This is a genomic window from Candidatus Colwellia aromaticivorans, from assembly GCF_003333305.1.
GTDB lineage: Bacteria > Pseudomonadota > Gammaproteobacteria > Enterobacterales > Alteromonadaceae > Colwellia > Colwellia aromaticivorans.
In genome coordinates, this window is the sequence record NZ_QOLD01000085.1 from 46,391 (window position 1) to 69,349 (window position 22,959).

At 37.5% G+C, this 22,959-nt stretch carries 29 protein-coding genes; 13 read left to right on the forward strand and 16 right to left on the reverse strand.

Annotated features, from left to right (window positions below; all coding sequences use genetic code 11):
• The first annotated feature begins 100 nt into the window (after positions 1-100).
• Together DWA31_RS13910 and DWA31_RS13915 are read left to right on the forward strand one after the other, a co-directional pair.
• Entirely contained in the window at positions 101-577 is a 477-nt protein-coding gene (locus tag DWA31_RS13910) for an acyl-CoA thioesterase (protein WP_114327179.1), read from the forward strand.
• A 99-nt stretch (positions 578-676) separates the two neighbouring features.
• The gene (locus DWA31_RS13915) at positions 677-1,552 is read left to right on the forward strand and encodes a S1/P1 nuclease (RefSeq protein WP_168427350.1); all 876 of its coding nucleotides are present in this window, start codon (positions 677-679) and stop codon (positions 1,550-1,552) included.
• A gap of 10 nt (positions 1,553-1,562) precedes the next feature.
• Here the strand turns inward: DWA31_RS13915 and DWA31_RS13920 are convergent, their stop codons facing one another.
• Entirely contained in the window at positions 1,563-2,795 is a 1,233-nt protein-coding gene (locus DWA31_RS13920) for a glycosyltransferase (RefSeq protein WP_114327181.1), read from the reverse strand.
• 298 nt (positions 2,796-3,093) lie between these two features.
• Positions 3,094-3,879: an FKBP-type peptidyl-prolyl cis-trans isomerase gene (fkpA, locus tag DWA31_RS13925; protein ID WP_114327182.1), complete on the reverse strand. Its 786-nt coding sequence runs from the start codon at positions 3,877-3,879 to the stop codon at positions 3,094-3,096.
• Positions 3,880-4,374: 495 nt separating this feature from the next.
• On the opposite strand from fkpA, the gene DWA31_RS13935 reads away from it, so the two are divergent.
• Together DWA31_RS13935 and DWA31_RS13940 are read left to right on the forward strand one after the other, a co-directional pair.
• Positions 4,375-5,403 carry a WD40 repeat domain-containing protein gene (locus DWA31_RS13935; protein ID WP_245942628.1) on the forward strand — a complete coding sequence of 343 codons (1,029 nt, stop codon included), beginning with the start codon at positions 4,375-4,377 and terminating at the stop codon, positions 5,401-5,403.
• Positions 5,404-5,426: 23 nt separating this feature from the next.
• Positions 5,427-5,666 carry a SlyX family protein gene (locus DWA31_RS13940; protein ID WP_114327183.1) on the forward strand — a complete coding sequence of 80 codons (240 nt, stop codon included), beginning with the start codon at positions 5,427-5,429 and terminating at the stop codon, positions 5,664-5,666.
• A 249-nt stretch (positions 5,667-5,915) separates the two neighbouring features.
• Here the strand turns inward: DWA31_RS13940 and DWA31_RS13945 are convergent, their stop codons facing one another.
• Positions 5,916-6,074 (reverse strand): DUF3012 domain-containing protein, encoded by a 159-nt coding sequence (locus DWA31_RS13945; protein ID WP_114327184.1) that lies wholly within the window; start codon positions 6,072-6,074, stop codon positions 5,916-5,918.
• A 51-nt stretch (positions 6,075-6,125) separates the two neighbouring features.
• Entirely contained in the window at positions 6,126-6,557 is a 432-nt protein-coding gene (locus tag DWA31_RS17240; RefSeq protein WP_114327185.1) for a hypothetical protein, read from the reverse strand.
• 370 nt (positions 6,558-6,927) lie between these two features.
• On the opposite strand from DWA31_RS17240, the gene DWA31_RS17245 reads away from it, so the two are divergent.
• Complete coding sequence (locus tag DWA31_RS17245; protein ID WP_168427351.1) at positions 6,928-7,098, forward strand: hypothetical protein; 171 nt, start codon at positions 6,928-6,930, stop codon at positions 7,096-7,098.
• A 174-nt stretch (positions 7,099-7,272) separates the two neighbouring features.
• Here DWA31_RS17245 and DWA31_RS13955 read toward each other — a convergent pair whose 3' ends face one another.
• Both DWA31_RS13955 and DWA31_RS13960 read right to left on the reverse strand, forming a co-directional pair.
• Positions 7,273-8,007: a DUF2182 domain-containing protein gene (locus DWA31_RS13955; RefSeq protein ID WP_114327186.1), complete on the reverse strand. Its 735-nt coding sequence runs from the start codon at positions 8,005-8,007 to the stop codon at positions 7,273-7,275.
• A 14-nt stretch (positions 8,008-8,021) separates the two neighbouring features.
• Positions 8,022-8,648, reverse strand: a complete 627-nt coding sequence (locus DWA31_RS13960) for a DUF1326 domain-containing protein (protein ID WP_114327187.1) — start codon at positions 8,646-8,648, stop codon at positions 8,022-8,024.
• 448 nt (positions 8,649-9,096) lie between these two features.
• Here DWA31_RS13960 and DWA31_RS13965 point away from each other — a divergent pair, with 448 nt between their 5' ends.
• Together DWA31_RS13965 and DWA31_RS17585 are read left to right on the forward strand one after the other, a co-directional pair.
• Positions 9,097-10,122, forward strand: coding sequence for a DUF1214 domain-containing protein (locus tag DWA31_RS13965; protein ID WP_114327188.1), 1,026 nt, complete (start codon positions 9,097-9,099; stop codon positions 10,120-10,122).
• Between the two features lie 136 nt (positions 10,123-10,258).
• Positions 10,259-10,387, forward strand: coding sequence for a DUF1254 domain-containing protein (locus DWA31_RS17585; RefSeq protein ID WP_136038001.1), 129 nt, complete (start codon positions 10,259-10,261; stop codon positions 10,385-10,387).
• Between the two features lie 234 nt (positions 10,388-10,621).
• Here the strand turns inward: DWA31_RS17585 and DWA31_RS13970 are convergent, their stop codons facing one another.
• Positions 10,622-10,825, reverse strand: a complete 204-nt coding sequence (locus DWA31_RS13970; protein ID WP_114327189.1) for a YheV family putative zinc ribbon protein — start codon at positions 10,823-10,825, stop codon at positions 10,622-10,624.
• 117 nt (positions 10,826-10,942) lie between these two features.
• Here DWA31_RS13970 and DWA31_RS13975 point away from each other — a divergent pair, with 117 nt between their 5' ends.
• From DWA31_RS13975 to DWA31_RS13995, 5 genes are all read left to right on the forward strand, one after another.
• Positions 10,943-12,838, forward strand: coding sequence for an ATP-binding cassette domain-containing protein (locus DWA31_RS13975; protein ID WP_114327190.1), 1,896 nt, complete (start codon positions 10,943-10,945; stop codon positions 12,836-12,838).
• 73 nt (positions 12,839-12,911) lie between these two features.
• Positions 12,912-13,670 (forward strand): tetratricopeptide repeat protein, encoded by a 759-nt coding sequence (locus tag DWA31_RS13980; protein ID WP_114327191.1) that lies wholly within the window; start codon positions 12,912-12,914, stop codon positions 13,668-13,670.
• Positions 13,671-13,738: 68 nt separating this feature from the next.
• Entirely contained in the window at positions 13,739-13,870 is a 132-nt protein-coding gene (locus tag DWA31_RS13985) for a DUF3149 domain-containing protein (RefSeq protein ID WP_114327192.1), read from the forward strand.
• 213 nt (positions 13,871-14,083) lie between these two features.
• Complete coding sequence (locus DWA31_RS13990; protein ID WP_114327193.1) at positions 14,084-15,073, forward strand: hydrolase; 990 nt, start codon at positions 14,084-14,086, stop codon at positions 15,071-15,073.
• Positions 15,074-15,076: 3 nt separating this feature from the next.
• Complete coding sequence (locus DWA31_RS13995) at positions 15,077-15,316, forward strand: YheU family protein (protein WP_114327194.1); 240 nt, start codon at positions 15,077-15,079, stop codon at positions 15,314-15,316.
• Here the strand turns inward: DWA31_RS13995 and cysQ are convergent.
• Positions 15,310-16,179, reverse strand: a complete 870-nt coding sequence (cysQ, locus tag DWA31_RS14000; protein ID WP_168427352.1) for a 3'(2'),5'-bisphosphate nucleotidase CysQ — start codon at positions 16,177-16,179, stop codon at positions 15,310-15,312. The genes DWA31_RS13995 and cysQ overlap by 7 nt on opposite strands.
• Before the next feature lie 2 nt (positions 16,180-16,181).
• Complete coding sequence (gene nudE, locus DWA31_RS14005; RefSeq protein WP_114327195.1) at positions 16,182-16,754, reverse strand: ADP compounds hydrolase NudE; 573 nt, start codon at positions 16,752-16,754, stop codon at positions 16,182-16,184.
• A 77-nt stretch (positions 16,755-16,831) separates the two neighbouring features.
• Here nudE and yrfG point away from each other — a divergent pair, with 77 nt between their 5' ends.
• Positions 16,832-17,515 carry a GMP/IMP nucleotidase gene (gene yrfG / locus DWA31_RS14010; protein WP_114327196.1) on the forward strand — a complete coding sequence of 228 codons (684 nt, stop codon included), beginning with the start codon at positions 16,832-16,834 and terminating at the stop codon, positions 17,513-17,515.
• A gap of 9 nt (positions 17,516-17,524) precedes the next feature.
• Here yrfG and DWA31_RS14015 read toward each other — a convergent pair whose 3' ends face one another.
• The 7 genes from DWA31_RS14015 to gspH form a co-directional block, all read right to left on the reverse strand.
• Positions 17,525-18,277 carry a type II secretion system protein N gene (locus DWA31_RS14015; protein ID WP_114327197.1) on the reverse strand — a complete coding sequence of 251 codons (753 nt, stop codon included), beginning with the start codon at positions 18,275-18,277 and terminating at the stop codon, positions 17,525-17,527.
• Between the two features lie 73 nt (positions 18,278-18,350).
• Positions 18,351-18,836: a type II secretion system protein GspM gene (gene gspM / locus DWA31_RS14020; RefSeq protein ID WP_245942629.1), complete on the reverse strand. Its 486-nt coding sequence runs from the start codon at positions 18,834-18,836 to the stop codon at positions 18,351-18,353.
• Positions 18,836-20,152, reverse strand: a complete 1,317-nt coding sequence (gene gspL, locus DWA31_RS14025; protein WP_114327198.1) for a type II secretion system protein GspL — start codon at positions 20,150-20,152, stop codon at positions 18,836-18,838. The genes gspM and gspL overlap by 1 nt, the downstream gene beginning before the upstream one ends.
• Positions 20,152-21,186 (reverse strand): type II secretion system minor pseudopilin GspK, encoded by a 1,035-nt coding sequence (gene gspK, locus DWA31_RS14030; RefSeq protein ID WP_114327199.1) that lies wholly within the window; start codon positions 21,184-21,186, stop codon positions 20,152-20,154. The genes gspL and gspK overlap by 1 nt, the downstream gene beginning before the upstream one ends.
• Entirely contained in the window at positions 21,183-21,824 is a 642-nt protein-coding gene (gspJ, locus tag DWA31_RS14035; RefSeq protein ID WP_114327200.1) for a type II secretion system minor pseudopilin GspJ, read from the reverse strand. Before gspJ ends, gspK begins: the two co-directional genes overlap by 4 nt.
• The gene (gspI, locus tag DWA31_RS14040) at positions 21,824-22,213 is read right to left on the reverse strand and encodes a type II secretion system minor pseudopilin GspI (RefSeq protein WP_114327201.1); all 390 of its coding nucleotides are present in this window, start codon (positions 22,211-22,213) and stop codon (positions 21,824-21,826) included. Before gspI ends, gspJ begins: the two co-directional genes overlap by 1 nt.
• Complete coding sequence (gene gspH / locus DWA31_RS14045; RefSeq protein WP_114327202.1) at positions 22,206-22,850, reverse strand: type II secretion system minor pseudopilin GspH; 645 nt, start codon at positions 22,848-22,850, stop codon at positions 22,206-22,208. Before gspH ends, gspI begins: the two co-directional genes overlap by 8 nt.
• Positions 22,851-22,959 lie beyond the last annotated feature (109 nt).

The window sequence follows — 22,959 nt, forward strand, 5'->3', positions numbered from 1 at the left end:
ATAATTTATATGCATCGAAGAAAAAGCGCTTAATTATTTGCTAATAACACCTTAACAATATAAATTTCTTTTAATATGCAACTTTAGAGCACTAAATAAAATGAAAAAACCACAACGGGATATTACCCTACGATTTTTAGCTGAACCACAAGATGTCAATTTTGGCGGAAAAGTCCACGGTGGCGCGGTGATGAAATGGATTGATTTAGCCGCTTATGCTTGCGCGGCAGGTTGGAGTGGTCGTTATTGTGTAACCGCATACGCTGGTGGCATTCGTTTTGTTGCCCCAATCCATGTCGGTAGCTTAGTCGAAGTAGAAGCCAAAGTTATTTACACTGGAAAATCTTCTCTACATATCGCACTAGAAGTTAATGCGTGTGATCCAAAATCATTGAATCGTCGTTTAACTACCCATTGTATTGTCATTATGGTGGCAGTTGATCAAAACGGTCAATCTGAGCAAGTACCTCAGTGGGTTCCTGTAACAGAAGCCGATAAGAAACAGCACGATACTGCAGTAAAATTAATGGAGATGCGTAAGCAAATTGGTGAAGAAATGGAAATATTTGTTGATTAAGGCCATTCCATCAACATCACGCTTGTGATTTTTTGCTTACATAGATATAAATAATTAGCTTTGTTCTCGACAGACAAAGCTAAATCAAAGGACTAAATTTTGACAATAAAGCTATTTTTTTTCATCTTGATATTTTTTACTTTTTCTAACCCTAGCTTTGCTTTAGGAAAACTGGGTCACCAAATTGTCTGTCAATTAGCTTTTGAACATTTATCCTTAACCAAACAAACCCAAATATCCGCTTTACTTAACGCTATCCCAACAAAACATCAGCACTTAATTAATAATTTTAATTATAAAAAGAAAAACAGTCCAATAACCTTTGCTAACGCCTGTACTTGGGCTGATGCAATCAAACGTTTAGAAGAGTTTAAGTCATATAATCCTTGGCATTATATGAATGTACCGCGTGATCACATTAACATAAGAGCCAACGATTGCAGTAAAAACTGTCTACCTCAAGCTATTTTAAAACATCAACAAACATTAGCTCAAACCAAAAACGATGCAAAGTGGCAACAAGTACAAGCCTTACTTTTTTTAGGTCATTGGCTAGGTGATATTCATCAACCTTTGCATATCAGTTTCGCGGATGACTTAGGTGGCAACAGAGTGGAATTTTCCCACTTAGCGACGAAATGTAAGAACTTACATTGGTATTGGGATGAATGTATTTTATATAAAGGCAAGCACAGTAAAGCAAAGTGGTTAGCGTTACTAACAGAAAAATGGCATCAACATTTGCAGCCAAACTGGCAAACGGGACAAGTTTGGCTATGGGCTGATGAATCTTTTCAATTAGCAAAAAGTGCTAGCTTAAACTATTGCCAATCAAACAACGATGGCAGCTGCCAGAAACTGACAGGTAAAATAAGATTACCGGATAATTATTTGAACCACCATCAAGTTGTTATGGAGCAAAGGTTATTATTAGCAGCACAGCGATTAACTAAAATATTAGAAGAATCGTTATAGTTACGCTGCATTATACCAACTTGTTTTTTACTTCAATCCATTGAGACATATACTTAGTACTTTTATGGTGATGATGATTCAACATTGTGCCAATAAAATTATGTTGCCTATGTTGCTCTAAATTATATAGCAACCCATCAATATGGTCTGATAACGCTTTAAAATGTCTAACTTGCTCAAATAATTGTTCCGCATTTGTTGCGCCTAATTCACTGGCTATTTTCCAAACATTAGCTTGTTGATAAAGTTTAACCGCTGCATCAGCAATCGCTTGCGCTTCATTAGCTACCATACCCGGCCATGCTAATTGGGTTTGCATACCTTCAATACCAATATCGGTAGTAACCGAAGGAGTACCGCATAGCATCGCTTCAGCCAATTTTCCTTTGATACCAGCACCAAAACGCAAAGGCGCTAAGCATACTCGCGCAGATTGCATCGCATGTACCGCATCATCAACCCAGCCTTTAACCAAAAAACCTGTTTTTTCATCATGTAAATCAGTCGCTTTGGGCGGGGGATAAGCGCCACATATCAACAATTCAGCTTTCGGTAATTGCTGACGAATTAATGGCCAAATCTGTTGTTTTAGCCATAATACACAATCCCAATTAGGTGGATGACGAAAATTGCCAATAGAAATAAAGCCCTGTCGCTGATGATAAGAAGGATTATTTTTTTGACGTTGTTCTTGATTAAAAACAAAGGGTAGGTAATGCAATAAACTAGCATCGACTTTAAAGAGATCAGTCAACAATGCTATTTCTACGGGAGAAATCATTAACGTTAGATCACAACGAAAAATTGCTGCAACCTCTCTTTGAGCTAAATCTGAACCCAACAAATCGGCATTGGTCATGCTTCGATTTTGTTTATAAGCATTATGACGAGCATTTCGTAAACAAAACAAATCCTCAGTATCTAATATTCTCAATGCTTGTGGACACTTTTCACTAACACGCCAACCAAACTGTTCTTCCATCATAAAGCGATCGAACATCACCACATCAGGTTGTAGGTTATCAATAAAAACGTCAAAGCTTGAGCAATTTAAGTGAATGTCTATGCAGTCGACATTCAGCTGATCTAAATCAGCCATATGCTCAGTACGATGAGCAGTACACGCAAAAGTTATGCTATAAGCTTGTTGCAGGAAGAACTCTATTAATTGCAACATACGACTACCTGCTGCAGAAGAATTAGGCTCAGGCCAAACCCAACCTATGATTAAAAGTTTTTTCATTTCATCTGTACCAATTTGTTAATTACACCTGCACCAAAAGTACTATTTATACCAATCTCACTAACTATGTGATTATTTCTACTTGTTAAAACGACCAACTACTTCGTTATTTATTTAATTGCTAGAACAACTAGTTATTGAAATAAACGCCTTGTATTTGACCGTTTTCCCTACTTATAAAATAGATCACCTAATTAATGAAACTGGTATTAATTAAAAGAAAAGCCACCTACAATATTTTGCAGATGGCTTTCAAAACGCATTACGTTACGGGTAACTATTTACTAGTAACTCGTACTTATTTCTCTGCAGTAGGCTGCTCAACAACTTCAGGAGCTGACTCTATATTTCGAATTTCTAATAACTCAATTTCAAACTGTAATACTGAGTTACCAGGAATACGTGGCGGATTACCATTTGGCCCGTATGCTAAGTCTGAAGGAATAGTAAATTTAAATTTCGATCCAACTGACATAAGTTGCACGCCTTCAGTCCAACCTCTGATAACACGATTCAATGGAAATACAGCTGGTTCACCACGATCGTATGAGCTATCAAAAGTTTCTCCATTTAAAAAAGTACCTTTATAGTGTACTTTTACTGTGTCAGTAGCCACAGGTTTTGCACCTTCACTTTCCGTTAAAACTGAGTATTGAATGCCTGACTCAGTGACTTGTACGCCTTCTTTCTTGGCATTTTCTTCAAGAAATTTAAGACCACCTTCTAAACTTTCTTTTGCCTCTTTTACTGATAGTTCTTGTTGTTTCGATTTCATGTTTTGTTCTAAATTCTTCAACAATGCTTGAATTTCTTCCTGTTCAATCACTGCTTTATCGTTAATACTATCAACAAAGCCACGTACAATTAATTCTTTATCTAGCGATAACCCTAACTTGTCATGCTCATCCAAATTACGTTGCATGTAACTACCAATAGAAGCGCCTAAGCCATAAGCTTGTTTTTGTATTTCAGTGTCTAATACTGGTAATACCGGTGCTTTTGCTTCTTCTTTTTTGGTGCCTTCTGAACAACCAGCCACAGCTAATAAAGCAACCGCAACTAAAGTGGGTTTAAATAATTTCATTTATTTCTCCATTAAAACATCACAATTGGAGAATTCCCCAATCCATTTATCATTCTAGCTAAACTAAAATAAAGCTAAACAATTTAAAAAAACGCCTTATACTCAAGCCACCTCAAGATACAGAATTCAGCTGGAATTAGAAACGTCTTTAGGCACAGGTTCATAGTTCCCGACTGAACCTAAGTACCTACATCCATGTAGGCAAAGCATTGATTAAAGAGAATGGCTACCCCTTTTCAAAATCAATAACACAGCATAAAGCGTTTCTAAACCAGCCCTGTGGGGACGACTGAGCAAAACATGCTCGTCGTTGCATCTATTTTTAAGGACGTTACATGGACGTAGCTTATTAGAGGATGCAGGAGCATATTCCCCTGAACAACCATTAATAAAAAGTACGCCTTGAACATGATTCGCTCAAGCGTCCTGAAACTCGCATATTGAGGTGGTTTGAGTATATACTAACGAGAAACGATAAAATAAAAAAGACCTAATATGTTGCTTAATTTTTCAAAACCTAAAAAGTACTTGTTATCAGTGATGAAAATCTCAGTTACTCTGTTACTGTCTGGAATTTTTTTACTCGCATGCAGTCCTTCCGGCGATAAACCCATAGAAAGATTTCAACACGCAATAGAAGGCAGCTATGCTGGCAACATATCTAATGACGGCAAGTGGAGTGTGATTTCTTCTATTCATCACGGCATTAGCGTTTGGGACTTAGAAAAGAACGCATTAACGTATCAATGGGCACAAAAGCAAGATAGTAGTGATAATTTAGTATTAGCTATTGATATTAGTAATAACAATAGCCACGCACTCACCGCTAGCCGAGAAAATTTTGCTTTGTGGAATATGAATACTGGTCAATCTGAAGGTTACTGGCAGGTACGTGAGTCAAACATACGTGATATTGCCGTTAGCAACAATGGTGATTACTTACTTATTGGCAAAGGTAATGGTGTCGTGGTACATGTCGCTGTGGATACTGGCAGGCGTTTAGAGTTTTTAGGTCATAAAGAAAAAATAAATACCGTTGATATGATGCCCAACGGCAGAGTTGCCATGTCAGGCGGTAATGATTTTATTGCCTATGTTTGGGACACCGTATCAGGACAAGTTATTTATCAGTTCAATCACACTAGCCGAGTATCACAAGTGGCGCTTGATAGCCAAGGCCGTTTTGCATTCTCGGCTGATAGCATGAAATCAGCCCATATATGGAATTTAAAAACGGGTAAACTAATCACTAAGCTAAAAGGCACTAAACGTCACGAAGTATTTAGCTCTGTGAGTTTTTCACCTGATGGCAAAACCTTAGTGACAGGGGCAGCGAGTAGTAAAGTTAGCGTGTGGGATGTCGCCACAGGAAAACGAACGGCTAATTGGCGTGTTACCCCTAAAGAAGCAAATAGACCGACAGGAGCCGTTGTTTATAGTCTCGCATTTAGCGATAATAACACCCTAATAACAGAAAGCTCCTCTGGATATGCTGAACTTTGGCGTATTCCCCAAGCACACTAACCTGTAAGAATAGAATTAAGTCAATGACGAACGACAATCAAAATAAAGAAATCAGTATACTCAAAGAGCGCATCAATGCGCTGGAATCTCGCAATATTTTTCAAGATGATGTGATAGAGCAACTCAGTAAAGAGTTGGCTGTACATCAAACGCAAATGGCAGAGCTGAAAGAGCAAATTCAATTAGTGGCAAATCGTCTAAAAGATGCAGGTAGCATGTCATCAGATAAAGATGAGATAGAACCACCACCGCCACATTATTAAGGTGCCTAGCTCATACCTGCCTGTGGCAATAAACCTGACATGAGTAGGGTTAAAAATGACATTCCGCTGTTAGTTTGTAAACCAACATAATACTACTGGCAGACATTGCTAATTTTCCCACTCAGAACAACCCAAGAAATGGTTCATATTATATTTTATTACTTTAAGCAGTAAAGTAAAAGTTGGCTACGTATTTTAAAATACGTAGCCAACTTTTATTTTTCGATTTTAAAGGCTTGTTTAATTACTTTAAAAAATACAATGTTTTGTATAGTCTTTAGTCTCTGTAGCAGTCCAATCACCTTTGTCTTTTTCTTTCATATCAGAACACCAATCTTCACTTCCTACTTTTGGAGAGCAAGCAGTAAGAAGAGAAATAGCTAAAAATAGAGTAATAATTTTTTTCATGTTTTTTCCTTAAATTAGTGATTTATAAATGTGAGTTTTAACTTTAGTATTTTAGAACAACTGCCACCATTTTTTTCTAACTTCTTTAGCTTTTTCTGCACTATTATCTTTATCTGTTTTTTCTTTAACTTCCGACTTAACTGCTTTTTCTTTTATTTCTGCTGTTTTGTCTTTACCAGTTTTTTGTTTTCTTATTTCATTATTGCTTTTGTAAGCTTTTTTATTTTTCTCCTTATCTGAGATAGCCCTTAATTTTTGCTTGTCTCCTTTTATCTTGTTTTTCTTTTTATCTTTAGTTTTTTCAGGCTTTTCTTCCATTTTTTCATATTCGCTCTCTACACCTTTTTTAGCTTTCATCGACTCCTTATGAGCTTTGAGTTGTTCTTTGGTGGGTTTACCTTTTCCTGCCCATTCAGGTTTTTCTGCAAGTGCAGTGTTAGAGATAAATAGTGTCAAAATAATCAGTAAAGATAATATTTTCATTTGAGTGCCTTAAATTAAATATGTTAAATTTTACAGGAATACTGTGATTATAAGTGCTAGGAATTACACATGTCTAGGCGTATTTACCTTTGTATTTTGAGTTATGTGAAAGCTTAATGTTAGCTAAGAGCCTTGAGTTTAAATGTTGATATCATAGTATCTACCTAATTTAACATGTCTCATTATAATTTCAGACACGCTATATCTATTTATTTAATTGGAGCGGTTTGAGTCTTGGTAACTGTCTACGGGTAGTCGTGGCTTTCACATAAAGTCATTTTTCATTTATAGAAAAGTCTATCAATATTAAGTTACTTTCTCTGTGCCTTAACATTGCTTATTCCTTCTATGCTTAATAAGAGTAATTACTATGAAAGAACTATTAAAACAATCTAATACCTCGGCAATATTTTCACTCGGTCTAAGTGATGCCCCTGTTGATGAAGCTGAAGCTGATCATAAAAAACTGAGTATTAGACCAGAAAGTGATCAAGAGTTTTCACACAGTCTGGTGACTAACTCGCCAGTCGAGTATTGGTAGTTCGATGTCTCCTGAAAGCTCATTATGCCATTCATATTCAACTAAGCGGACATTTTACTATTTTCTTTTGAGTTGCTCAGTGAAGGTTTGTTGAACATCAATATCATGATCTTGGTCGTCATGATTATACTCTATTCGCAACTCGCTTTTAGCAGATAAGTTGATGCGTTTTACCTAGAACCAATAACTTAATCCAAAAACAATCAGTAATGCACCTAAGTATTTACTGATTATTTCTCCTTTTGGCATGACTTTTTCTACAACAATTACCAGCGTTAAAATAAGGATCCATTTTAGATTCATTACCCCACTTACAAATAATACCGTCATTAAAAACCAGCAACAGCCTACGCAATAGCTGCCGTGTTTTAGGCCTAAGAGTAATGCACCTTTAAAACCTTCTTGCCAATCTTTACTAAGCATAGACAATGGTGATCTACACAGATTTAAACAGTTTTGTTTGAATGAAGAAAATTGATAGATACCAGCAATGATTAAAATTGACGCACTAAAGCTTAGGTTCGCACTATCCATCATTGGTGTCAGTAGACCTAAATGGTGTAGAAAATACTGCAAAAAGGTAATAACTAAACTGTATAAGCACCAAATTATGAGATAGCCGAAGGTAAAAAAAATGGTTGGTGTGTAGGTTTGATTTGACGAAATACGTTGTCGGTTTAGTTTATCAACCAATAATATTACTGGAATTGCCGATGGCAGCATCATTCCTGCCATCATAATAGCCCACATGATAAACAGCATGAATACATCAGCCACAGACCAACTTGCTACTGGATCCATATTCATAGTCATATCATAAAGCATGTAATGCCAACTCAAATAAATGAGTAGGCACACACTAATAATGATAAAAGTTCGATTTATTAATACCATTTTGTAATCAGGCATTGATGTATCTTTATTTAAGCATTTGGCCAATTAACAACAGCATTTGCAGCAAAGGTATCACTATAATTAAAAGCCATATTGCCATGGTTAATTTTCATTAATTTGGTTTTTCCTGCAAAACCATCATTCCACATAAAGCCGCCTTTAGGGAAGGAAATATGCACTTCATTAATATCGCCAGTAACGGGGTTAATGTGTGGCTCTTGTTCAACCTCAATAATTCCCTCTATTGTTACCGTTGATGTATAGTCTTGCCTATTTAACTTAATATCAGCCATTATTGGTCCATCAAATTCACTAAACAAAGTACCTAGTACCTCAACAGGCATACCACCTGCTTGTCCTGACATTATGGTAGCAAGCGCACCGACTTGTTCTTCGTTAGCACTGTTATCGATAAAAAGAGCACCTTTGCCATTACCTTCATGCATAGCACTTGGCCAAGCGGCAGCAAACACCATTTTCAAACCACTTAAGTCTAAGTCGTTTAGGTGACCCTTAAGTATTTCAAAGCCTAGTATTGCTTCACAGCCACCATCCTTACTGGTTGGGAAACCGCCAAACTGACAGCCACATCCGTGACTACAGCTACAATTTTCAATTTGATTCATTGATAATTCCCAAGAATGTTGATTACTCATAATATAGTTCCTCTTTTTTTGGGTGGTTAAATTATAGGCTAAATCTTGTTGTTTTTCCTTTTTCAGAGCAAAAAACATTTTGATTTGAGTTATGACGTTATTGTGTACATTATTATGCTAGCGCAGCACTCTACAGTATTATATAAACCGCCAAAGCTAATAGACTTATCCCATTTGATTACGTATTGAAATGTTTAGATGAATTCTCCAAACTAGAACCCGACATTGACGCTTTATTACCGTTGAATATTAAACGCTAAATGAGCCCACCAGACGGACACTGCTGATCAGATACTTTACCTTTAAATAAACACACATTATTAAGCTTCCTCCACACATACCCATTAACGCCTCTCCATCATAATAGCTCCACATTCAAAAGATTGTTGCAAGTGAGTCTTACATTGGGCGCACCTGTAACATCCACTAAATAGAAAGGTGAAATACGATGGTTAAATTTTTAAATCCAGGTCGTTATGTATTAGCAGGTGTTTTTGCAGCCACAGTAGCCTCTGTAGTTGTAGGAGCTGAACCAGTAACAATTGATAACTTCGCTGAGAAAGAAACTCATGCAATGATGCATGGAATGATGCAAATCACAGGCGGTATCGGTGAAGTATTCCATCAACCAGTAGTTACTCCTCTTGACCGTCAACCCGTTGTTCGTAGCAACGTTGATACGTTATACACAGCAGTAATTGTTGACCTAAGTTCTCCCGTGACAATCAACATGCCTGATACTGATGGTCGCTACCAAACGCTATTAGTGGTAAATGAAGGTCACTATGCACCTATCGTTTACTCTGAAGCTGGTGAATATGTACTTACTGAAGAGATAGCTGGAAGTCGTTATGCATCTCTGATTGGTCGTACTATGGTCAATATCGTTAACGATGGTGACCTAGATAAAGCTCGTATAGCTCAAAATGCTATGACTTTCACACAAGCTGACAAAGGTAACCTTGAAGACCTACCTGTTCCTGATATGGATACATTAATTCCTATCCGTGAAAATCTTCGTGCACTCGGTGAGAACCATACTGATTACATCTACACATACGGTAAAAATGCTGAAGACGTGAACATGGTTCATCATCTAATCGGTACTGCTATTGCATGGGGTGGTTGGGCAGCTGACAACGCCACATATGTTCAAGGTACCCCAGAGCACAATGACGGCGAAACTGCATACTCAATTACTTTGAATGATGTGCCAGTAGCTGATGATGCATTTTGGTCAGTGACTGTCTACAACGAAGAAGGCTTCCTATCTACTGAAACTGGCTCACACGTTATCAACAGCCAATCGGCTGTTCCTAATGGCGACGGTTCAGTAACTGTTAACTTTACTAATGATACATCAGTAGAGAACAGCATTGAAATTCTTGACGGTTGGAACTATCTAATCCGTTTATACAAACCTACTCCAGCGTACTTCGCAGGTGAGTGGACTGTGCCTGTAGCAACTAAATAAGGAATAGAACCATGAAAAATTAATATTAGCATCACTAATCGGTACATTTGCGATTGTTGCAAATTCTATTCCAACGGCAGCAACAACTACTGACCTATATACAGATGCTCAACTTGAGGCTGTTATCGCAAATGATATGGCTGAAGTAGGTAACCCATTCAATGAACGTAATGGTTGGAATAGCTTTGAGCATTTCTCAGAGTTAACTAACTACGATAACCAGTTTATCGTTCGTCCTAACAATGACACTCTCTGTAGTGGCTAAGTAATTCTGGCCACTGATTTATAGCTTATAACTCACAAAGGGGGCGAAAGCTAGATAGGAAAATACTGTTAATGTCAGCTATTCTTGAAGATAGCGGACATAAAAGTGGACGTGATTGTTCTAAAAATTTAGACCGCATTATGGCAACAGTTAGCGTTCTGAGATGGACTCCCACTAGCAGCAATGAGCTTATGCTGCCTGTCATAATCCCTTGGTAACCACACTACTATATTATTAAGGCTTAAAGACTCCAATAACCTGCTCATGTTGGCGTACCACTTCTTCAACTTGAGGTTCACTTTGTGTCATTTGTTCTCCACAACTAACACAGGTGACTTTTTCAACATCATTTTCTTTAGTTAACGCCATCGTATCTTGCGCCTTACATTTAGGACAAACAGCACCCGCGATAAATCTTTTTTTAATCTTATTTTTCACAACAATGTTCTCAAAAGGGAAAATAAATACTATTTAGACTATTTTACCTTGAACTACCCCCTAAGGAAAAGCGACAATAGTCTCGAATTATTCAAATCTCATTATTAGGGCATTTTCTTGATCACTGCAACCGACTTAAGCTTAGATAGAGGCGCAAAAAATCTAATCAACGCGTCAAGCTTCACTATTCATCCCAATCATAAAGTAGGTTTAGTGGGCAGTAATGGTTGTGGTAAATCGTCTCTTTTTGCGGCTTTATTAGGAGAACTATCTCCTGATGCAGGAAACTTGAGTATGCCAAGTACTTGGGAAATAGCGACCGTTAAACAAGAAACACCGTCGCTTGAGCAATCTGCTCTTGATTATGTGATGGACGGTGATAAAGAATTTCGCCTGCTCGAACAACAATTAGAGCAAGCTAGGACAAATGACGATGGTAATTTAGAAGCAACCTTAATTAATAAAATAGACACCATTAACGGTTACAGCTTACCCGCTCGTGCTGGTGAGTTACTGCATGGTTTAGGTTTTTTGCAAAATCAATTAGTCAACCCGGTCAAAGATTTTTCTGGTGGTTGGCGCATGCGCTTAAACTTAGCGCAAGCGTTAATAAGCCGTGCTGATTTACTACTGCTAGATGAACCCACCAACCATTTGGATTTAGATGCGGTTATTTGGCTACAACGCTGGCTGAAGCGTTTTACTGGCACCTTAGTGCTTATTTCTCATGATAGAGATTTCCTTGATACCGTTATCGGTCAAATTTTACATATTGAACATAAGCGTGCCAAACTTTATAGCGGTAATTACACATCCTTTGAGCGACAACGACGTGAACATTTAGCACAGCAAGATGCGCAATATCAAAAACAACAAAAAGAGGCCGCTCATTTAACTGCCTTTGTTGACCGATTTCGTGCAAAAGCCAGTAAAGCCAAACAAGCACAAAGTCGCTTAAAACGCTTAGAAAAATTACCCGATTTAGCTCCTGCCCATGTTGATAGCCAATTTACTTTTAGCTTTGAGCAACCAGAGAGCCTGCCTTATCCCTTATTATCGTTAACGGAAAGTCAGTGTGGTTACAACACTGAAACCATTATTCTTAATGAGGTTGGTTTAACCTTAGTGCCCGGCAGTCGCATTGGCTTATTGGGGCGAAATGGTGCAGGTAAGTCAACCTTAATCAAATCTTTAGCCGGTGAAATAGCGCTGCTAAATGGTGAACGTTATTGTGCTCAAGAATTAAAAATTGGTTATTTTTCACAACACCAACTAGAACAACTGCACAGTGGCTCAAGTCCTGTTGATCATATTATTCGCGCCCAGCCTGCTTTAGGCGAACCACAAGCTAGAAGCTTTCTAGGTAAGTTTGGCTTTAGCGGTGATCAAGCATTAGAATCGGTTAATACCATGTCTGGTGGTGAAAAAGCACGCTTAGTCTTAGCATTGATTGTTTTAGAAAAGCCACAGCTGTTATTACTTGATGAACCAACCAACCATCTAGATTTAGAAATGCGTCAAGCGCTAGTGATGGCTTTGCAAGACTTTGGTGGCGCAATCATCTTAATTGCCCATGACAGGTTTTTATTAGAATCTTGTGTTGATGAATTCTACCTAGTTGCTAACGGCCAAGTTAGTGATTTTAGTGGCGATATTGATGATTATCAACAATGGCTTAATGATGATAAAAAACAAGCGATAGGAAGTAATAAAAGTACAGCAGACAAAGGATTAGATAAAAAACAGTTACGTCAACAACAAGCTGAACTACGAAAAAAATCGGCACCACTGCGTAAAGAGGCGGATAAATTAGAGAAAAAAATTCACCAATGGCAAGATGAATTAACGCAAGTAGAAGCACTACTTAGTGACAGTGAGATTTACCAAGCAGAACGTAAAGGTGAACTAACGATACAATTAAAGCTACAAGCAAGTTTAAAAGATAAAGTAGAAGAAAATGAAATGTTATGGTTAGAATTAGCTGAAAAAATTGAAGAGATCCAAACATCATAAATTAAAATTTAAGCTACACTATAATTAATATACATTAATCAACACCTACGTCATCAAACTAAAAGAGAAAACTATGCTAACTAAAATAGTACCAACTAAAAAAATAGTATCATTACTTTTTTTATTACTTAGCGGCTTTTCAACACTAAGCCAAGCTAACGATCTAGAACTTGGCATTTACGAGTTGAATCGTGGTGAATTTCATGCGGCTATTGAACAGTTTCGTCCCTTAGTAGTTGAAGGCTACGCACCAGCTCAATATCAAATGGCTATTGTTTACCAGCATGGTTATGGTGTTGCTAAAGATGGCATGAAAGCGCTAGCCTTATTTGAACTAGCAGCTAAACAAAATTATCCTGACGCCCAATTTGAATTAGCATTAATTTATAGTGAAGGAAAACTAGTACCACAAGACTTAAAAAAAGCTTATGAGTTAACCTACAAAGCCTCTAAAAAAGGTCTTGCAAGTGCTCAATTCAATTTAGCCGTAATGTTTGCTAATGGCACAGGCGTAAAACAAGATGACTTTAAAGCTTCCCGTTGGTATCAAAATGCTGCTGATCAAAACTACGCTTTAGCGCAATACAACCTAGCCTTATTATACAGTGAAGGTAAAGGCGTAGAAAAAAGCACTGAAATGTCACTAGTATGGAACACCATTGCTTCTTGGAATAGTTATCCTGATGCTAACCAAAGTCGCTTAATAGATGAACGTCAACTATCAAAAGGGAAAAGAGATAGTGCCATCGAAAAAGCCAACCAGATTTATAAAAAAATCAAAGAACAGGAGAAATTAAAAGCCGAAATGGCTCAAAAGAAGAACTTCTATTGATCTAAATCACGTACTAGTTGATTGCAACTTCTTATAATATTAGCAATACAAAATATAAGGAGCTTCCCATGGATTTGTTTAAAATGTTAACTAGTGATCCCGTTGTTATGTTTGCCTTTGGTGGCATGGTTATTATGCTGGGTATTTGCGCATTTTATGTTTATTATTTTCTTAAAAATATTAACGAAGATACAAAATAACGTAAAGCACTGTTCGATTATCAAACAACGTTAATACCTTTGCTATACTAAACGTTATGGTTAATAACCGTGATAATATAGTAAGTGCAAAGGTAGTATATTATTACCTTCAATACATTAAAATACTTCATCATTGAGTTTAATCATATGTTGATAGCCTAACCAAACGCTTTACCGTACAATCTAATTTATCCTACCCTAGTATTACTAAACATGTATTCTGCGAGTAAATTCAAACCTGCTTGGTGGCTCACTAACGCCCACGCTCAAACGCTAGTTGCTAAATTTTTTCGACGTAATCAAAAACTCATCACTTACGCTGAAACTCTAGAATTACCTGACGGCGATTTCATTGATTTAGCCTGGACAGAGCGACCAGAAAAAAATAATACTAAACCAATAATTGTAATATTGCACGGCCTAGAAGGTTCAAAAGATAGTCATTATGCTAAAGGGATGCTTAATGCCATCAGAAGTCGTGGTTGGATCGCAGTATTGATGCATTTTCGTGGTTGTAGCGGTAAACCAAACAGGCAGGCAAGCTCCTATCATTCAGGAGACATAAGAGACATTCGTTATTTAACCGAGCAGCTTATTGCTCGTTATCAACATTGTGCATTTTCGGTGTTAGGTTTTTCTGTAGGGGGTAATGTACTTACCCAATATTTAGCACAAGTGCCTAATAACCCATATCGTGCAGCAGCTGTTATTTGCGCACCATTAGACTTAGCCAGTTGCAGTGCTCATATTAACCAAGGTTTTTCTCGATTATACCAAAAGTATTTATTACAAATGCTTAAAAGTAGCACCTTAGAAAAAATAACGACAAAAGTAATCAGTAACCTCAATAAAAGAAAGATTGAAAGCATAAAAACGCTCTATGAGTTTGATGATTATGTCACGGCGCCACTTAATGGTTTTACAAATGCACAGCATTATTATCAACAAGCCAGTGGTAATCAGGTCATGGCAAAAATTAAGCAGCCGTGCTTATTTATACATGCCGCTGATGATCCCTTTCTTAATCATCAGCGCTCAATACCACAACAAAAACTACCCAAACACTTAACATTTGAAGTGTCGAACAATGGTGGTCATGTTGGATTTATTCATGGCAATAACCCATTAAAACCAAAATATTGGTTAGAACAACGTGTTCCAGATTTTTTAAATGAATATTTAACTATAGATACCGAGAAATAACAGATGATAATCCCATTAGAACAAATTAACGAAGAGACGCTAACCGCCATTATTGAGGATTTTATTTTACGCGAAGGTACGGAGTATGGCGTAATTGATGCCAGTAAAGCAGATAAAATTGCCCAAGTTAAATTACAGTTGCAACAAGGCAGCGCGGTAATAGTATATTCAGAGCTTCATGAAAGCGTTAATATTTTACCGCGAGAACAATTTGATAACGAAAATAAAATACAAAATCAATAAACCTTTCGATGTGCTTTTATAACATCCTTCCAATGGATGTTTTGATTGCCTAAACTAAGGAAATCAGGGTTAAGCAAGCTTTCTCTTTTGTTATAAGTCATGGGGTTAAATTCACTGTTTATAATAGTGCCGCCTGCTTGTTCTAAGATACATTGGCTAGCACCTGTATCCCATTCACCCGTAACACCAACGCGTATATAACAATCGGCACCACCTTCAGCAATCAAACAATTTTTGAGCGAACAACTACCTAAAGCAACATAATCATAGTCATAATCATCGTTTAAGTATTGTCCCATTAAATGTAGTTGTTGCCGTCTACTGATAGCAACTTTAATACGACGATTATCTTGATAATCAGCGACATGAATTTGATGACTCGACTGGCTTATTCCCTTTTGAGCATTACCCTGAACATTACCTTGGGCGTTACACTCTTTAAAAGCCCCAAGATGAGTTTGAGCATAATAAGTTAAATGATGATCAGGCGCATGAATAACGCCAATACTTGGCCAGCCATTTTCAACTAACGCAATATTAACAGCAAAATCACCACTACCAATTATAAACTCACCAGTACCATCAATAGGATCGAGCAACCAATATTTAGACCAATTTTTACGTTGGGCTAAGGAGACTGCACCTACTTCTTCAGATATTATAGGAATATCCGGCGTTAATGTTCTGAGTTGATCCATCAAAATATCATTGGCAGCAATGTCAGCACACGTTACCGGACTTTCATCTTCTTTTAGCTCAGCAGTGAAGTTCTTATCTCGATAATATTTCATCACCTCAATACCCGCTTTTTTAGCGCTATCAAGGGCAATATTTAATAACCTTTCATCACTTATGCTACTCATGTTTAATCCTGATTGGCTAATTTATTAGGGAAAATGTGATCAATTAACAACATTAATGCAGCGATACTGCGTGCCTCTTTAAAATCACGTTGTTGTAATAACTTTTTATAATCTTTAATTGCCCAAGGTACCACATCTAATGGCTCAGGTTCATCACCTTCTAATTCTGCAGCATACAAACCTCGAGCGATAAAAATGTCCATTTTTGCATTAAAAAATGCAGGTGCCATCATCATCTGAGAAAGGGGTATTAATTGTTCGCTGCCATACGATATTTCTTCTTTTAACTCTCTGTTTGCCGCATGCTCTGGGCTTTCACCAGGATCGATCAGGCCTTTTGGAAAACCAAGTTCATAACTGTGAGTACCAGCGCAATATTCTCGCACTAACAATAAGGTATCATCATCAAGCATAGGTACTATCATTACCGCACCACTTCCTGAAGCAAGCATACGCTCATAATGACGTTGTACGCCATTACTAAAGGTTAAATCAAGTTGCTCTATCGTAAATAAACGACTTTTAGCGACTTGTTTTTGACCATTAATTTTTGGTAATTGGTTATTCCCTGCCATAAGCTTTCAAGATTAATTATTAATTCATTTGAATACAGTTATAATGACACGATAAACATCAATTATGGAACCTCTAAATGCTCAATTGGTCAAAAATCTCTACTGTTTTACTCGATATGGATGGAACAATTTTAGATTTACACTTTGATAACCACTTTTGGTTAGAGCACTTTCCTGCTCGCTATAGTGAACAGCACGGCATTAGCGTTGAAGAGGCGAAACAAAAACTCATTGGTCACTATCAAGAACTTACTGGCACTATTGAGTGGTATTGCTTAGATTATTGGACTGAGTTTACCCAAATGCCAATTCCGCTGATAAAACGCGAAATACAGCATTTAATTCAATTACGTGAAGATGCTGACGAGTTTCTAACGGTATTAAAGCAAAGTGGTCGCGAAGTTATTCTAGTAACCAATGCTCACCCTGACGCCCTATCATTAAAAATTGAACGTACTCAATTAGATAAGTATTTTGATGTACTTTATTCAACCCATGAATTTGGCGTAGTAAAAGAGTCCCAGCTTCTTTGGCAAAGACTGCAAGCCAAACAAGGGTTTGATGTAAATAAAACGTTATTTGTTGATGATAGCTTGCCAGTATTAAAGTCTGCACAAAAATATGGCATTAAACATATTTTAGCAGTAGAGAATCCAGACAGTAAAAAGCCCGCGAATAGCTTCGCTGACTTTACTTCAATTTCAGATTACCGACAGCTAACTAAAGATATTTTAGCAAATCCGATAAAGTCTCTTATCTAAAAAGATTCTCTAAAAAGATAATCGATAGCGCCCTTGGCTATCTTTTCGTCCTAAAAATGGCAGTACACTATTAAGTGTCTGTGGAAATTTAGCGCCGGGCTTTAAAAAACCATTGCCTGAAACACGCCCACCTTGACGCGCATAAGCGTTAAGGGTTAAGCCTAAATCATTTTGGGGTGACAATAGCAATGCTAAAGCACCCTCTTCGCAGGCAATTTTGGCCGTAAAGTTACCTAGTTGGATATTTTGTTCTAATGCAATCACGCCTGCTTTTGACCACGTGACTAGTCCATCAGCAGCGATACATTTATTGTTATCTTCGATGTTAATGGCAGCGTGATATAGCGTTATTTCCACATCACCTTTCGCCGTAACAGGTAAAGGCAAAGTCAATTGCTGAGCAATTTCGTTGGCCTTAAGCAATAAACTTAAATTTTCAATTTCAATTTTTCCCTGAGAAAAAGTAATGTCAACTTCGCCTTCAGGGCCTGCTAATAAAGAATCACCAAAAGTGACTGGCAATCTAGGTGCTAACGAAAATAAAGACCAAAAACTTAACTCCGATTTGATTTTTTTAATCTCCACGTTACCAACAAAAACTTGCTCAATACTTGTTTTCCATACACTACCACTCACGCCTGATAACGAAATATTCTTAGGTAATGACATTTGGTTAAACAATACTGTTGCCGGCAATGTCGCGACTAAAAAGCCAAGGTAAGTCATTAAAAAAACAACGCCGATGGCAAACTTCTTTTTCATTTATTTTCTCTACTGTAAATATTTATAACGCTTATATTTAGCTTAGCGTTAAATTAGCGGCTAAAATGAATCGCTACTTTCGACCTAATTGTAAACGACGAACACGTACTTCACCTTGTTTGTCACTTTGCGCTAAGTCGATAGCTTGTACTTGCAAGTTTTCGTTATTAGCCAAGTGCTCAAGCCAAAATAACAACGAGGTAAAAGGAGCATTATCAAGCCATACTTGCAAGCTCTCTCCTTGGGGTTGCATGCGAGTAATCGTTAGTTGTTGTTGATTTGCTGTACGATTAATAATACTAGATAAACTACCACTATTTTTCGTACCGCCACCCGTTGATTTGATATTTTGATAACGAGCAGTATTTTCAGTAACCCAGGTTAATAATGCTTGTCGGCTAGCAAGTTTTTGCTCTGTTTTCGCTAGGCTTTCATTTAACGGTTGCCATATTGAGCTATAAAGTAAAAAGGCAGAAAACACTAAGCCCATCACTATTACTAATCGTTGCTCGCGTATATTAAGCCCTTGCCACCATGATTTTATTGAAGATAAATCCATTATGAGCGCCCCTTACTTGTACTACTTTGCTTAGTAGTAATACTAAACGAACCCGTAACTTGATTACCTTGGTTCTTTTGTGCACCTTGTTTTACCGCTAGGTTGGCACTATTAAGAACCGCCTGAAAACGTTCGAAATGTTGATAATCATTCGCTATTGCTTGTAGCCGTAATTCATGTCTTTTACCATCAAATTTTAACGACTCAGGTTTTAAAGCTGGCACCTTAGCAAAGGCCGGCTGCACTTTTGACAGCATACTTAGAAAACCTGTGCTATCACTTGCACCACCTAGCTGGGCAATTTTTTTATTTAGCTGTGATTTTATCGTACCAATACGTACTTTTTTAGTACTAGGAAAAGTTTTTTTATAACGTGCAATAATTTGTTCTTCTACTTGCTCTTGTTGCGCAGAAAATTGCCACAGTTGGGTACTTTTATAACCAACATTCAATAATAAGGCACACAAAGCGATTCCTGCAGCCCATAACCAATTAGTTAAAGCGATAGAGCCTTGCTCTTTAATTTTAAATTCGCCTTGCAATAAATTAAACGGACTACGCTGACAATGCTGCGCAAACAAGGCCAAAGGTAGCTCTTCTTCGTCTTTAATCACCGTAATATTACTAGCAAGGTTTTGTATGTTTGGCAGTTCAGAATAAGCATTCAGGGTGATTACATTATTCTCTTTATCTCCATCCGGATACTTTGAATGTGCTTGATTTGAAAAAATATTCTCTGCGGCAAATTTCCATGCTTCGCTATCAAGCGTACACCCTTGCCATTCGCCTTGGCGTATCACAACTTGGTTTACCGCATTACCTGAGGTTTTTTCTGAAGAATGCAAAGCAATAGCGCTCCATTCTCCTTGTTTATAGGGCATAGCTAGCACTTCAGATTGAAGTGTTTTTACCTTAATTTCTGCATCAGCCAACCACGTTAACCACATTTGCATTTGAGCGCGTTCAACGACAGCAACAAAACAATTATTTTCGTCATCATCACTGGCATTATCAGCATAAGCAAAAAACAAGTCATCTACGTCTTGCGCCAATTCCTCTTCTAGCATGTAAGGCACTGCAGCACGCATGGAACGTTGTGACTTAGTTGGCATAGATACACGTTTTAATAGCACATCATTACCTGGTACAAAAATGTTAACCAAACGTTGCTGTGCTTTAGCCGTTAATTCAGTTAACTGCTCCGCACTCGTTAATACGCCACTGGCAATAATTTCTTGCTCGATAGAGCTAAAAACTAACCAAGAGATCTCATCTTGAGCTTGACTACCTAAGCGTATATATAAAATTTCGGCCATTAATTGCGTCCTATGGTGCGGCTGATCACATCAATATGTTTATTATTCGTTATTTTCATTACCGAGTTCATAACAAAAAAACTATTATTAAAACTGGCGCTAGCTTTTAGTGTAAAGTATTCGCTATCAACTACAAACTGATCTTTGTTACTGTCACTATTCTTTAACTTGATCACTTCAGGCAAATTATAAAAATCTTCAATGGCGTCAAAGCCCTTATCTCCTCGAACACTCAATATTTGCTCAGCTTCTTCTAAAGTAGAATCAAGCAACGCTTGCAGTAGTTCCGGTCGTTCTGCAGTTATAGTGTTAATGTTTATTTTGTGTTGATCACTGTCAGGTATGACACAGACATAAGGTTTGATTCCATTAATGATAGCAGGCGTAAAATGTGCAACAACTCTTAACTCATTAACACTGGCTAAAAAATTATTAGCGGCAAGGTATGGAAACTCACGAGAAGCATAATCATCATCTTCAGCGCCTCCTGAGCCACTAATACGGCTATTTTCATCTAACCAATCAGTTAATGAGTCTGCCATTGATTCAGCTTCAAATTGGCTAATACCCTCCAGCTGAAGATTGATCAATAAGGTTTCAAAGGCAAGTCGAGCTGGCACTTTATTATCATTTGATTTTGGTTTATTGTTAGCCGCATTCACGTTACCTGTATTGCTTAAGGGAGCTCGAAGTGCATTCAGGTTGAGACAGCTTTGTAAATCAAGTATTTCACCCGATATTTCACCAAAATCGACAGGATAAGTTATTTCACCTTGCGCCCAAACCTGCCCTAAATGAGTAACATCTTCATCCTTTTTAAAGGCAGTTATTAACACCCTTTTGGTAAAAGCCTCTGCACCCATAGCGTACCAATAAGCTTGTTGGTTAAAAGTAATATTAGCACTACGTTGCATTTGCATTTGCAAACGAGCAGTCATTTGACTGGCAATAACAGCACATAAGGCAACAATTAACATCACGGTAATTAACGCTACCCCTTTTTGCTTGTGATATTTTGATAATGAGACGCTCATGGATTTTCACCTGATGCTATATTTTTTGTCGTGACACTACTACCGGAAACTAAGAATTGTCGACGAATAACGCCATAATCTTTCGTGTCAACTTCAATAGCAATGGCTAATGGTAAAGACTCTTCTGACCACGTTTCTTGCCATTTTTTACCATCATAAAATTCAAATATTAATGCCGAAACATCACTTATTAGTGGTCTTACTTTCGCCTCTTCACCGACTACGGCATCAACAAAATTAAAATGTAATCGCTCTAGCGTTTCATCAACTAACTGATACGACACAGCTTGCATATCACTGCGCGGTAATAATAGACCCGGATTTGTCCAACCATGACGAACAAAAGCAAGAGCTTGCTCATCCGATAAATTAACATCCCCTGACGTTTGTAAAAAGTTATTCAAAGGGGATTCACCATTTAAACGAATGCTCCGACGAGCAATCTGGATAAGATCTCGTTCTATAATTACAAAGGCTCGCTGTAATTCATTATGACGTTCGCTACGTTGTTTTGCTTTTTCATCACCACTAAGTACCGTATCAAAAATAGTAAAACTTGATAAACTAATAAGGGAAAAAATAGCAATGGCAATTAATACTTCGAGTAAAGTGAAGCCTTTAAAATTGTAACTCTGCATTATTTCCCCACCTTAGAAACATAGGTAGTTAAACTGCTAATAGCAAGTTCATCATCTTCTTTTAGACGAACTTCCATTACAATTGCACGCATATCGTTGTCAGTAGTTTTTAACACTTTTTGTTGCCAAAACCATGCCCTGTCGGCAAATTCAACTTCACCTTTTAAATTATTTTTTGGTGGCCATTTTTCCACTAAATGCGTTGCAACTAGTTGATTAGCAGCAATCCAGTTAGCGAACATTTTGTCTTCTAGATAACCAATATTACGCGCATTATTGGTGGCTGCACTGAGTAACGCTATGCCTGCAATAGAGAAAACAGCCATCGCCAGCATCACTTCAATTAACGTGAAGCCAAATGATTTTTTCGATTGTCTATAGTCAATCATCTAACACCGGCCCTTCTACCGTTAGCGGCGTACTATAAATACCGGTTACGCGATAACCTAGCTCAGATAAATCATCATATAACGAGGCGTCTTCGGTAAAATGAAACGTTAGACTAAAAGGGGTTATATCACCACCGGATAAAATATAGACTTGCGGTAATAGTTGTTTTTCTTGTTCTGCGTTTTTTGCTTCTTCAATTGCTTTAAAAGAGAGGTATTCTTCATTTTGATCTTTAAATACTGATGAATCAAAGAGTAGCGGCTCTTCTATGGGTAAATCATCCAACGTGAGTGTTAAGGTGACTCCTTCAGGTAATTCTTGTGTCGCTAACCAATCTTGCTGCGCTATTTCACTCCACTTAATGCCATCGTATCCTAAGAAACGATAGCTGCTTTTATCAATATACAAGCCAAGCTCAACATTATTTAACAAACCATAATTGGCGGCATTTTCAAATAACGCCGTAAATTGGTAACTGACTTTTTTTAAGGTGTCTTCGGGACGTTTACCAGAAAAATTAAACTGTATACTAGAAATAATCAACCCTATTAGCGCAATGACCACCAAGACTTCAAGCAAGGTGAAGCCTCTGGTTTTTGTTTTGGATGGAGAGAATAACGAATAATGATTTTTCATGTCTGGTATTTAGCTTTTCTAAAGTTGCAGCTAAAAGTAGGCTTCTCCTTTAAGCTGTATGATTCAATTTAAAGAAAAAAGCACGGAGTTGACGTTAGTCAATGAGTAC

Coding starts and splice junctions, on each gene's coding strand:
- DWA31_RS13910 (WP_114327179.1), top strand. CDS start 101: ATGAAAAAACCACAACGGGATATTACCCTACGATTTTTAGCTGAACCA.
- DWA31_RS13920 (WP_114327181.1), bottom strand. CDS start 2,795: ATGAAAAAACTTTTAATCATAGGTTGGGTTTGGCCTGAGCCTAATTCT.
- fkpA (WP_114327182.1), bottom strand. CDS start 3,879: ATGAAATTATTTAAACCCACTTTAGTTGCGGTTGCTTTATTAGCTGTG.
- DWA31_RS13935 (WP_245942628.1), top strand. CDS start 4,375: ATGTTGCTTAATTTTTCAAAACCTAAAAAGTACTTGTTATCAGTGATG.
- DWA31_RS13940 (WP_114327183.1), top strand. CDS start 5,427: ATGACGAACGACAATCAAAATAAAGAAATCAGTATACTCAAAGAGCGC.
- DWA31_RS13945 (WP_114327184.1), bottom strand. CDS start 6,074: ATGAAAAAAATTATTACTCTATTTTTAGCTATTTCTCTTCTTACTGCT.
- DWA31_RS17240 (WP_114327185.1), bottom strand. CDS start 6,557: ATGAAAATATTATCTTTACTGATTATTTTGACACTATTTATCTCTAAC.
- DWA31_RS17245 (WP_168427351.1), top strand. CDS start 6,928: ATGAAAGAACTATTAAAACAATCTAATACCTCGGCAATATTTTCACTC.
- DWA31_RS13955 (WP_114327186.1), bottom strand. CDS start 8,007: ATGCCTGATTACAAAATGGTATTAATAAATCGAACTTTTATCATTATT.
- DWA31_RS13960 (WP_114327187.1), bottom strand. CDS start 8,648: ATGAGTAATCAACATTCTTGGGAATTATCAATGAATCAAATTGAAAAT.
- DWA31_RS13965 (WP_114327188.1), top strand. CDS start 9,097: ATGGTTAAATTTTTAAATCCAGGTCGTTATGTATTAGCAGGTGTTTTT.
- DWA31_RS17585 (WP_136038001.1), top strand. CDS start 10,259: ATGGCTGAAGTAGGTAACCCATTCAATGAACGTAATGGTTGGAATAGC.
- DWA31_RS13980 (WP_114327191.1), top strand. CDS start 12,912: ATGCTAACTAAAATAGTACCAACTAAAAAAATAGTATCATTACTTTTT.
- DWA31_RS13985 (WP_114327192.1), top strand. CDS start 13,739: ATGGATTTGTTTAAAATGTTAACTAGTGATCCCGTTGTTATGTTTGCC.
- DWA31_RS13990 (WP_114327193.1), top strand. CDS start 14,084: ATGTATTCTGCGAGTAAATTCAAACCTGCTTGGTGGCTCACTAACGCC.
- DWA31_RS13995 (WP_114327194.1), top strand. CDS start 15,077: ATGATAATCCCATTAGAACAAATTAACGAAGAGACGCTAACCGCCATT.
- cysQ (WP_168427352.1), bottom strand. CDS start 16,179: ATGAGTAGCATAAGTGATGAAAGGTTATTAAATATTGCCCTTGATAGC.
- nudE (WP_114327195.1), bottom strand. CDS start 16,754: ATGGCAGGGAATAACCAATTACCAAAAATTAATGGTCAAAAACAAGTC.
- yrfG (WP_114327196.1), top strand. CDS start 16,832: ATGCTCAATTGGTCAAAAATCTCTACTGTTTTACTCGATATGGATGGA.
- DWA31_RS14015 (WP_114327197.1), bottom strand. CDS start 18,277: ATGAAAAAGAAGTTTGCCATCGGCGTTGTTTTTTTAATGACTTACCTT.
- gspM (WP_245942629.1), bottom strand. CDS start 18,836: ATGGATTTATCTTCAATAAAATCATGGTGGCAAGGGCTTAATATACGC.
- gspL (WP_114327198.1), bottom strand. CDS start 20,152: ATGGCCGAAATTTTATATATACGCTTAGGTAGTCAAGCTCAAGATGAG.
- gspK (WP_114327199.1), bottom strand. CDS start 21,186: ATGAGCGTCTCATTATCAAAATATCACAAGCAAAAAGGGGTAGCGTTA.
- gspJ (WP_114327200.1), bottom strand. CDS start 21,824: ATGCAGAGTTACAATTTTAAAGGCTTCACTTTACTCGAAGTATTAATT.
- gspI (WP_114327201.1), bottom strand. CDS start 22,213: ATGATTGACTATAGACAATCGAAAAAATCATTTGGCTTCACGTTAATT.
- gspH (WP_114327202.1), bottom strand. CDS start 22,850: ATGAAAAATCATTATTCGTTATTCTCTCCATCCAAAACAAAAACCAGA.